General features: G+C 41.6%; 9 protein-coding genes and 1 pseudogene. 5 read left to right on the top strand and 5 right to left on the bottom strand.

What is annotated here, in order from left to right; translation table 11 throughout:
- Nucleotides 1-124: 124 nt before the first annotated feature.
- Nucleotides 125-436: pseudogene (locus IQ244_RS29360) on the top strand (Uma2 family endonuclease); the annotation flags it as partial.
- A 43-nt stretch (nt 437-479) separates the two neighbouring features.
- On the opposite strand, the gene IQ244_RS29355 reads toward IQ244_RS29360, so the two are convergent.
- Nucleotides 480-1,583 (bottom strand): peptidylprolyl isomerase, encoded by a 1,104-nt coding sequence (locus IQ244_RS29355; RefSeq protein ID WP_193900214.1) that lies wholly within the window; start codon nt 1,581-1,583, stop codon nt 480-482.
- Between the two features lie 412 nt (nt 1,584-1,995).
- Here IQ244_RS29355 and efp point away from each other — a divergent pair, with 412 nt between their 5' ends.
- The 3 genes from efp to IQ244_RS29340 all read left to right on the top strand — a co-directional run bounded on the left by efp (nt 1,996) and on the right by IQ244_RS29340 (nt 3,790).
- Nucleotides 1,996-2,553, top strand: a complete 558-nt coding sequence (gene efp / locus IQ244_RS29350; RefSeq protein ID WP_193900215.1) for an elongation factor P — start codon at nt 1,996-1,998, stop codon at nt 2,551-2,553.
- A gap of 302 nt (nt 2,554-2,855) precedes the next feature.
- Nucleotides 2,856-3,380: an acetyl-CoA carboxylase biotin carboxyl carrier protein gene (accB, locus tag IQ244_RS29345; RefSeq protein WP_193900213.1), complete on the top strand. Its 525-nt coding sequence runs from the start codon at nt 2,856-2,858 to the stop codon at nt 3,378-3,380.
- 62 nt (nt 3,381-3,442) lie between these two features.
- Entirely contained in the window at nt 3,443-3,790 is a 348-nt protein-coding gene (locus tag IQ244_RS29340; protein ID WP_193900212.1) for an ArsR/SmtB family transcription factor, read from the top strand.
- Nucleotides 3,791-3,869: 79 nt separating this feature from the next.
- Here the strand turns inward: IQ244_RS29340 and IQ244_RS29335 are convergent, their stop codons facing one another.
- Together IQ244_RS29335 and proS are read right to left on the bottom strand one after the other, a co-directional pair.
- On the bottom strand, nt 3,870-4,490 hold the full coding sequence (locus tag IQ244_RS29335) for a GerMN domain-containing protein (protein WP_193900211.1): 621 nt from the start codon (nt 4,488-4,490) through the stop codon (nt 3,870-3,872).
- Between the two features lie 375 nt (nt 4,491-4,865).
- Nucleotides 4,866-6,680: a proline--tRNA ligase gene (gene proS, locus IQ244_RS29330; RefSeq protein ID WP_193900210.1), complete on the bottom strand. Its 1,815-nt coding sequence runs from the start codon at nt 6,678-6,680 to the stop codon at nt 4,866-4,868.
- Nucleotides 6,681-6,831: 151 nt separating this feature from the next.
- Between proS and IQ244_RS29325 the strand changes: the two genes are divergently transcribed.
- Nucleotides 6,832-8,223, top strand: coding sequence for a 1-acyl-sn-glycerol-3-phosphate acyltransferase (locus IQ244_RS29325; RefSeq protein ID WP_193900209.1), 1,392 nt, complete (start codon nt 6,832-6,834; stop codon nt 8,221-8,223).
- 105 nt (nt 8,224-8,328) lie between these two features.
- Here IQ244_RS29325 and IQ244_RS29320 read toward each other — a convergent pair whose 3' ends face one another.
- Nucleotides 8,329-9,030 carry a hypothetical protein gene (locus tag IQ244_RS29320; RefSeq protein WP_193900208.1) on the bottom strand — a complete coding sequence of 234 codons (702 nt, stop codon included), beginning with the start codon at nt 9,028-9,030 and terminating at the stop codon, nt 8,329-8,331.
- A 23-nt stretch (nt 9,031-9,053) separates the two neighbouring features.
- A complete protein-coding gene (locus IQ244_RS29315) occupies nt 9,054-9,632 on the bottom strand; it encodes a Uma2 family endonuclease (protein ID WP_193900207.1) in 579 nt (192 codons plus the stop codon).
- Nucleotides 9,633-9,642 lie beyond the last annotated feature (10 nt).

Genomic DNA, 9,642 nt, shown 5'->3' with positions numbered 1-9,642 from the left:
GGTCATTAATGGAGTTCAAACAAGAGGAGAAAAAAGAAACTATAGTACACAACGTGTAAAATTTAACTCTAATTCTTCTACTTAATTGCTTGTTACATAGTTGTAAATTTTCACCACGGCTTACTTAACACAGGAGCAAGCAAGAGACTTGCTGAAGGCTTCAGCTGTGTTTGAGTCAGCACCATTACTGATTGTAGAGGTTGTTAGTCCTGATTCGATCAAGCGGGACTATCGTTATAAGCGTTCTGAATATGCGGCGGTTGGAGTGCCAGAATATTGGATTGTCGACCCGTTAGAATTAAAAATTACTGTACTGTTACTGGAAGAAGGATTTTACGAAGAAACGGTATTTAGTGCTGACCAAAAGATTGTATCGCAGACTTTTCCAGAATTAGCGATCGCACCTGATCAAGTATTCGCTGCGGGAAATCTGTAAAGTATGAAGTGTGAAGTATGAAATTTCACACTTCATACTTAATCTAAGCCTGCGGCTCAACTAAATTTTCAATTCCTTGAACTACGGTGACGGATTCAATTTTGTCACCAGCTTTAAGTGTATCTAAAACATCTTTGCCTTCGGTGACATAACCAAATACAGAGTAACGTCCATCTAACAAGTTACGTCCAGCAGGGGTAAGTTCTGGTTCAAACAAAAAGAAGAACACTTGCGAAGAACCACCATTGACTTCGCTTTCAGGACGAGCCATTGCTAATGCACCAAAGGACGAGAAAGGTAAAACTGGCATATCTAGATAACGACCAGCTTCTTCTAAGGTAATGCCGTAAGTTGGTGCTTTATCCCCTTCTACTAAAATTTCTAAAGGAACAGCCCGGTATTTGCCTGTTTTTGGGTCAATAAAACCTTGCTCTTTGCCTGCTGGGTCGCCAGTTTGCAAGACGTAGGATTCTTCCGAACGGGTAAATTCTAAGCCGTTATAAAAACCTCTTTGCACCAAATCCACAAAGTTACCGGCGGTAACTGGGGCGCTATAACCATCGACAATAACTGTTAAGTTGCCTTTATTGGTTTTAAATTCCAGGGTGGCACGACCTTTGAGTTGGGGTAAATTACTATACTCGTCTGGTACTTCAAAGGGAAATCCTTTGACCATTGACTCTTCTAGTAAAGAAACTAAATTCAGCAGTTTATTTCTCTCTTGCAGAATTTGTTCTTTATCTTTAGCTTGTGTCAATTCTTGCAGTTTAGCTACACCAGATTTTATCTCATCAACCCATTCTTGGGCCTGGGGTTGGCGTTCTTCGGGGACGCTTGCTAAGATTTGTGAAGGCTTATCAAGAACACGGGATGCTTTACTGAGGTCTTTGGAGATCGCACCCCAGCGCCGATTAGCCCGCAACTGGGTTGATATGTCTTCTAGACTGGCTTGTAGTTGCCGAACAGACTCATTTTTGATTGGGAGTGCATAACGCAACAAGGCTTTGCCGTCGGTAATGGCATTGCCAGAGGGTAAGGCGGCATTACTGGAGGGAGTCCAGCCAGCTGTATTGATGCCTAAAAATATAGTTACCAACAGTAGTGTTACTAGGCTGGACTTTAGCCAGGATTTTATTAACTTAAGCATGAGTATGGCTCAAATGCAGCATGAATATTGTTCACTGGGCGGAACCCATCAATAATCTTCCCACAGTAGGAGTGCTGAGTGCTGAGTGCTGAGTAACCGAAGTTTGCTCAACGGGGGGAACCCCCGCACGCAACTTCTCGCTGAGTGCTGAGTATTTTAGGAAGGAGTTAGGAGTTGGAGGAGCGATGAAGAATAACAAATGACAAATGATTGTGTCAACTTGTCAAACGTTGGTACAAGCTGCTTTTTCCCTTCTGCCTCCTGCCCTTCGGGTTCGGCAGTCCCCCATCGACGGGAACCGCCAAGACGGGGGCTACCTCACCTCTTGCCTCCTGCCTTCTACTTAATTAACCAATTACTCCGCTTGAAGGGTACAATAAATGCCGATTGTCTTCCAAAATTTGAAAGCTTCATGATTTCTAGTAACGACTTTCGACCCGGTGTCTCAATTGTATTAGAAGGGTCTGTATGGCGGGTGATAGATTTTCTCCACGTTAAACCCGGTAAAGGTTCGGCGTTTGTACGCACAACTCTGAAAAACGTTCAAACTGGTAAGGTTCTAGAAAAGACTTTCCGGGCTGGGGAAACTGTGCCACAAGCGACTTTGGAAAAAAGCACCATGCAGCATACCTATAAAGAAGGCGATGAGTTTGTCTTTATGGATATGGAAACCTATGAAGAAGGACGACTCAGCGCAACGCAAATTGGCGATCGCGTTAAATACCTCAAAGAAGGTATGGAAGTCAATGTGATTCGTTGGGGTGAGCAAGTGCTAGAAGTAGAATTACCCAATTCTGTAGTGCTAGAAATCACTCAGACTGATCCTGGAGTTAAGGGTGATACAGCTACAGGTGGTACTAAACCAGCCATAGTAGAAACTGGTGCAACTATTATGGTTCCCTTGTTTATTTCTCAAGGAGAACGGATTCGGATTGATACTCGTGAAGATAAATATTTAGGCAGGGAATAAATTTTCTCTTAAATTTAGAGCTAATTGCGATTTAAATTCCTGTATAGGGTTTAAATCCCTGCCTTCATACCATTTTGAATTTTGCGAAAAGTTGAGCCAGTGCGTTGTGGAGGTTCCCTCCGTTGTAGCAACTGGCGTTGCGTGGGCGGGTTTTCCGACTTGAGCAAACTTTTCAAGACGGATTTTGGATTGGGAATGACTGTCTGAGTCTGAGTTCTGTCAATCCATTAGTCTGAATCATTTTTAAAATTGGTATAACTGAAAAATTCTTAATTTACGGACAGGTTGAGGTAATAAAAGCTGTGCCTTTGGACTTTAATGAAATCCGCCAACTACTGGTAACTATTGCACAAACAGATATTGCAGAAGTAACTCTTAAAAGTGATGACTTTGAGCTAACAGTACGTAAAGCTGTGAGTTTCAACAATCACGCTGTACCACAAGCTGCTATTGGTGGTGTGGCAGCAGTGACGACAGTTGCCGCAGGAGGTATAGCACCAACGCTCTCCACAGAGCGTATTTTGGATAATGCGGCTGGTGCTGGTGTACAAACTTCAGTGAATGCGCCTTCAGCAATAGATCAAAGATTAGTCGAAGTTGCATCCCCAATGGTAGGGACTTTTTATCGCGCACCCGCGCCAGGTGAAGCGCCTTTCGTGGAAGTTGGCGATCGCGTCCGTAAAGGACAAACAGTGTGTATCATTGAAGCGATGAAGCTGATGAACGAAATTGAAGCCGAAATTTCCGGGCAAGTTATGGAAATTCTTCTCGAAAATGGGGAACCTGTAGAATATGGTCAACCTTTGATGCGAATTAACCCTGATTAAGTATTAATCTATATATGAAATGAGTGATTGTTAACCTTGTCTGTTTTTACGGATCATTCCTGATGAAACAAGCGTTGCCTGTACCACCGGAAGTGGTGCAACAAGTAGCCGAATATTTCAGCCTGTTAAGTGAGCCGATGCGTCTGCGGCTACTGCACTTATTACGGGATGAAGAAAAATGTGTACAAGAATTGGTAGAGGCAACACAAACTTCGCAGGCAAATGTCTCCAAACACCTGAAAGTAATGTGGCAAGCCGGAATCCTCAGTCGTCGCAGTGAAGGCACTTGCGCTTACTATCGGGTGGAAGACGAAATGATTTTTGAATTGTGTAATCAGGTATGCGATCGCATCGCTACAAGGTTAGAACAGCAAGCTCGTAACTTTCGCGTTCTCAACACAAAAATTTAGGTCAGGTGTCATTAGTCATTAGTCATTGGTCTAAATAATTACTTCTGACCATTGACTCTTGACTATTGATTAAAGTTGACTAAAGCGGATAATTTTTATCAAAGCTTTCACGCGTCAGGGGTTGTTGCAACTCTACACCTTCGCCACCTAATACATCTAAACGCTTGCCGTTCACGTCAATGTAAATCTTGGCTTTGGGGTTCAAGCTGGAACCTGTGTATACAACTTGTCCGACACGCGCCACCATTGAGGTACTACCGCCGCCACTGGTAAAGCTATCTGATAAATTTACGTGAACTTCATCACCTTTGACATTTAAGCCCAGTAGCTTAGTACCTTTGGGAATAGTTGTGGAATCTGTACTATCGCTTGGCCCTTCTAATAAAGCCTGAAAAGCTCTTTCTAAGGCTTGGTTAGGCTGGTTAGCTGCTACTTGAACTGATTTAGGAACTAAAGCTACATTTCTTTCTTTGGGTTTTAACCAGTAAACTTGAGCAGTTTTTTCATTTGGCTGGGTAGTTGTTGGTTGTGTTGGCTGTTGAATGCTTTGATTAGGGTTGGCTGGATTAGTTGTTACAGGCGCTTTATGTGACGGCTGGGTAGTTAACCAAGCTACACCACCACTAACTCCAATCACAGCGGCTGAGACGGCTGCAACGACACCTGAAGATATGCGATTAGGTCTTGGTTCATTATTCATATTAAAAACCTTCCTGATTGACTGAGGGCTGAAATAATTTTTATGTGAAGAGCAGCCTGGTTATGGACGATACTTATAAGTTGAGAGTTTCCCGAGATTTCCTGAATAGCTCGATCTGCTTAAATGATGCGATCGCTAAATCTAAATAGTCCTGATCTAATTCTAGAATTTGTAATTGAAATCCGTCATCTGCCAAATTCTATAAATCTGATTGTTTCGTGAGATTTAGGAAATTATTAAGAATTAGGGAATAGGGAACAGGGAATAGGGAACAGAATTTTCCTCTATAACCTGTACCTGTTTCTCTAACTTTAAAAGTTATATTGCCTTAACGACAAATAAGTCTCAGCAGCTTGCCGCTAAATTCTTTGGGGGTTAATTTTTAACTTCTATTGCTGCTGTAACCCATTGTTTTAGGGTTGTTACAACTTGATCAATGGCAATTTCTTGAGATTGTCGAGTGGCTCTTTCTACTACTTCAACTTTGCCGTTGGCAATTGCGCGTCCGGTAACAATTCTATAAGGTATACCGATTAAATCAGCATCTTTAAATTTAACTCCGGCGCGTTCATCACGGTCATCTAATAATGTTTCAATTCCGGCTTGATTAAGTTCGGTATAAATTTTTTCGGCTACTTGCACTTGTTGGGCATCATTAATGTTAGGAATTGTGACGATCGCGTGATAAGGTGCGATCGCTACTGGCCAAATAATCCCATCTTTGTCGTAAGACTGCTCAACTGCTGACTGTGCCAGCCGCGATACGCCTACACCATAGCAACCCATCACCAAGGGTTTTTCTTCCCCTTGTTCGTTGGTATACGTTGCACCCAAGGCTTGGGAATATTTTGTGCCTAATTGGAAGATGTGACCAACTTCGATGCCTCTAGCACTAGAGAGAGTTTGTTCGGGATTGTGCAGGGCGCGATCGCCTGGTCTGGCTTTCCGCAAATCTACTATACTTTCTGGTAGCTTAAATTGCTCATTCCAATTTACCCCAACTACGTGATAACCAGCTTCATTCCCACCAGTGACGAAGTTTTTTAACTCGACTGCCGTTTTATCCACCAACCGCAGAAATTTAGTGTGGAGTTGTTTGCTACCTGCAATATATTCATCACTAATATCTGGCGCAATGTAACCTAACGGGAGAGATTTCGCCGCCCATGTTTGTTGGGTTTCTGTGCTGGGTACAGTTAAGGCGATGATTGCTTTTGCGTCGTAGTTTCCGGCTAACCGCGTCAATTCATTCTGTAATTTAACTTCGTTGATTTCCTGATCTCCGCGAATGCTTACCAGTACCAGCACAGTCGAGCCATTATCATAAACTGTTTGGTAAAGGACATTCTTGACTATTTGGGTAGGAGAACATTTCAAGAATGAAGAGAGTTTTTCAATCGTGTCTGTTCCTGGGGTTTCCCGTTTCTCGTAACTAGTAAACGGTGAGGTTTCTGCATCAGCAGGTAAAGACACAGCTTTTTCCACGTTAGCGGCGTATTTACCATCTTCAGTGTAGAGAACTTCGTCTTCCCCAGCTTCCGCCAACACCATAAATTCGGTAGAACCGGAACCACCAATTGCACCAGAGTCAGCTTCGACGGGACGAAACGCCAACCCAGCCCGCCGCAGCATATTGCTGTAGGCTTGGTACATATCTTGATAGGTTTTTTTCAAGCTTTCTTCATCGACATGGAAGGAGTAACCGTCTTTCATGATGAATTCTCTTCCGCGCATCAAACCAAAGCGGGGGCGAATTTCATCACGGAACTTGGTTTGCAGTTGGTAGAGATGTAGCGGTAACTGACGATAAGAGCGAATCATATCACGCGCGATCGCGGTTATCACTTCTTCATGGGTCGGCCCTAACCCTAATTGTTGATCACGGCGATCGATTAGGGAAAACATAATTCCCTCGGCTTTGGTGTAAGTATCCCAACGTCCTGATTCTTTCCATAAATCAGCAGGCTGTAATTGGGGTAACAAACATTCTTGTGCGCCTGTGGCGTTCATTTCTTCCCGCACAATTTGAGAAACCTTTTGCAACACCCGCCACATAAAGGGGAGATAAGCATAAATACCGCTACCGATGCGACGAATATATCCTGCACGCAGTAATAACTTATGGCTGGGAATTTCCGCATCCGCCGGATCGTCCCGTAGTGTAACGAATAACATTTGTGACAGTCGCATCGTTTAATCCCTTTCCAATTGCAAATCTTCTCAAGTATGAAGTATAAAGTAGTCGGTCAATTGTCATTGGTCATTGGTCAATTGTTACTTCCATCATCTCCCTAACCTCTAATCCCTAGCCCCTAGCTTCATACTTCAGGAGAAACTTACCTTGTCAGACGTAATTTATCAAGCGCAACCACCCCTAGAATTTATTCAGCCAGCGTTTAATCCTTTATTTTTGCGATTTGTTCACACGTTTCTACCTAGTTGGATACAATGGCAAACTTCTATTTCCCAGATTGAAGCAGACAATGTTGAGATTTTGGCGGATCTTTATCGTCAGTTTCAAGGGGGAAAGGTGCGCTTTTTGTTGGCGTTTCGTCATCCTAAAACAGATGATCCCTTTTGTTTGGGTTACTTGCTGTCTCAACTTGTGCCGAAGGTCGCGCGAGAACAGGGTATAACATTACAATCTCCTATTCATGCTCATTTTATCTACGATCGCGGCATTCCTCTCTGGGCAGGTGAGTATGCAGGTTGGGTGGCTTCGCGGTTGGGTGGAACGCCTATCCAACGCGGTAAGGCTGACTGGACTGGGTTGCGTTCAGCGCGTGATTTGTTTGCTAATGGTAGATTCCCGATGGCTGCTGCGCCAGAAGGTGCGACAAATGGATTATCTGAAATTATGAGTCCATTGGAACCCGGTATTGCCCAGTTAGGCTTTTGGTGTGCAGAAGACTTACAAAAATCCGGACGCTCGGAACAGGTTTTAATTGTACCAGTTGGGTTGAAATATAGTTATACTGCTGCGCCTTGGAGTGCGATCGCGCAATTATTGAGTGATTTAGAAGCAGCTAGTGGTTTGCCTGTGAATGCGGGTAAAACTGATAATATTCCTTCAATGGAATTACTTTATCCGCGATTATTAGGTTTAGCTGAACATTTATTAACTTTGATGGAGCAATTTTACACGCGGTTTTATCATCAAAAGTTAGCGGATGCTCAAACTGTCGCGGACATTAAAGATAGAAATGAAGCCTTAGCATTGCGATTACAAGCTTTATTAAATGCAGCATTGCAAATATCGGAACAATATTTTAACTTGCAACCAAAAGGTACTTTAACTGATCGTTGTCGGCGTGTAGAACAAGCTGGTTGGAATTATATATTTAGGGAAGATTTTAAGGATATCAAAACATTATCTTCTGTGGAGATAGCTTTAGGCGATCGCGTTGCGGAAGAAGCGACTGCAAGAATGTGGCACATGAGATTAGTAGAAAGTTTTGTAGCGGTTTCTGGTAATTATATTAAAGCGAAACCCTCAGTTGAAAGGTTTGCCGAAACAACTTTAATTTTATCGCAAATGATTGCCAAAATTAAAGGTGATAAATATTTTCAACGTCCGCAATTAGGTAAACAAAAAGTTAAGATTACTATCGGTCAGCCGCTATCTATATCTGAGCATTTTTCTGCATATAAAGAAAGTCGTGCAGGTGCAAAGCAAGCTGTTGCTGAGTTCACTAATGATTTACAACAGTCTCTACAAAATTTAATTTTATGAGGAGAATATTTTTTTCACGCAGAGACGCATACTTCGACTTCGCTCAGTAACCAGAGTCGCGGAGAGTTATTGAGTGAGCATAATCTAATTTATGCAAGAGGTCGATTAATAATTTTCAGGAAATGGCATAATACCGATGTGTGGATGGCTCAAAGCTAAAAGCCCATTTCCTTCCTGTAAAACAGTACGAAAACAAGACATAATGATTGATTCAAGGTTTTCTAAATCATCTTCATTACAGTTTCCTCTGAATCCGATTGACTTTGCTCCTTGAACAAATTCATCAGCACTTATTTCTGCAAAAACTTCTTCTATGATTGCTAAAACATTTGCAACATCTTCTGGTAGGACAAATATATTTCCTAAGTAACCAGGAAGTTTACTTGCACGTTTCCAACCTAAAGCACCCCATAACATTTCTGTTGCACACACACGATTAGTTATGATTAATTCCAGTTGGGCTTGGCTCATTCTTTGAGAGATAATTGGAGTAGTGCCTACAAATAGAGTATCAAATATTTTTACAAATGTTTTGGGAAAAAATAAATGGTAAGTCTGATGTAAATCTTCCCAGTCGAACACATCAGAATTTTGCTGTCTTTCAATCAGACAATCAGGAAAATAAATATTAGACTCATTTAGTTTTTGGAAAGGTAACTGATTAAGAATTTCAGTTCTGATTTTAAGATAATCTTGTAACTGATATGCAATTTGCGATCGCTTTATAGCTTGATTAAAAGCTTGAGAGACATTGATTACATCTGAAAGCTCTATTCTAAACAAGCACCAAACTGGATCAGCACTCATAGTTTATTTAAATTTTAAATAAATTACACACCTGGGAATACTTTAGATAAATCCAATGCTAAATCATTGAAACGCGGTAGATTGACTGATTCATTTGGTAGAAATATTATCTTGCGACGATAACCAAATTGACCTTGTGAGCTTTGATAAGGTTCGCTGTAACACTCCAAAAAATTATCTACTAAATTAAATATCCAATAATCGGGAATACGCGCTTCAGCATAGATAGATAATTTTGTTTCTTGGTCATATTCTAAAGAGGAATCAGACACCTCAATCAGCAGTAAAACATCAGATGGGCTAGGATGTGCGGAAAGATAATCATCATCTACATTACGAACAATTGCTAAATCTGGTTCAGGTTCACTATTATCACTGATAATAATAGGCTGCTGACTTCTTATCAAAGCATTTTCATCTATAAGTTTAATCAACTCCCTGAATAAAAGAGTTTCACAAACAGAATGTGGTGTACCTTTTGCAGCCATTTCAATGATTTTTCCTTTGATTAGCTCAACTCGGTCATCTTCGGCAAAAAAGCCGAGTTCAGTTAAACGGTGATATTCCGATGTTGTGAAGCGTTTAGCTGTTGAGATACTCATAAAAACTATA

Origin of the sequence: Nostoc sp. LEGE 06077, assembly GCF_015207705.1 — a bacterium.
Taxonomy (GTDB): Bacteria; Cyanobacteriota; Cyanobacteriia; order Cyanobacteriales; family Nostocaceae; genus Nostoc_B.
Note: the sequence above shows the minus strand (reverse complement) of the source record. Positions and strands in the feature narration are given on the sequence as shown.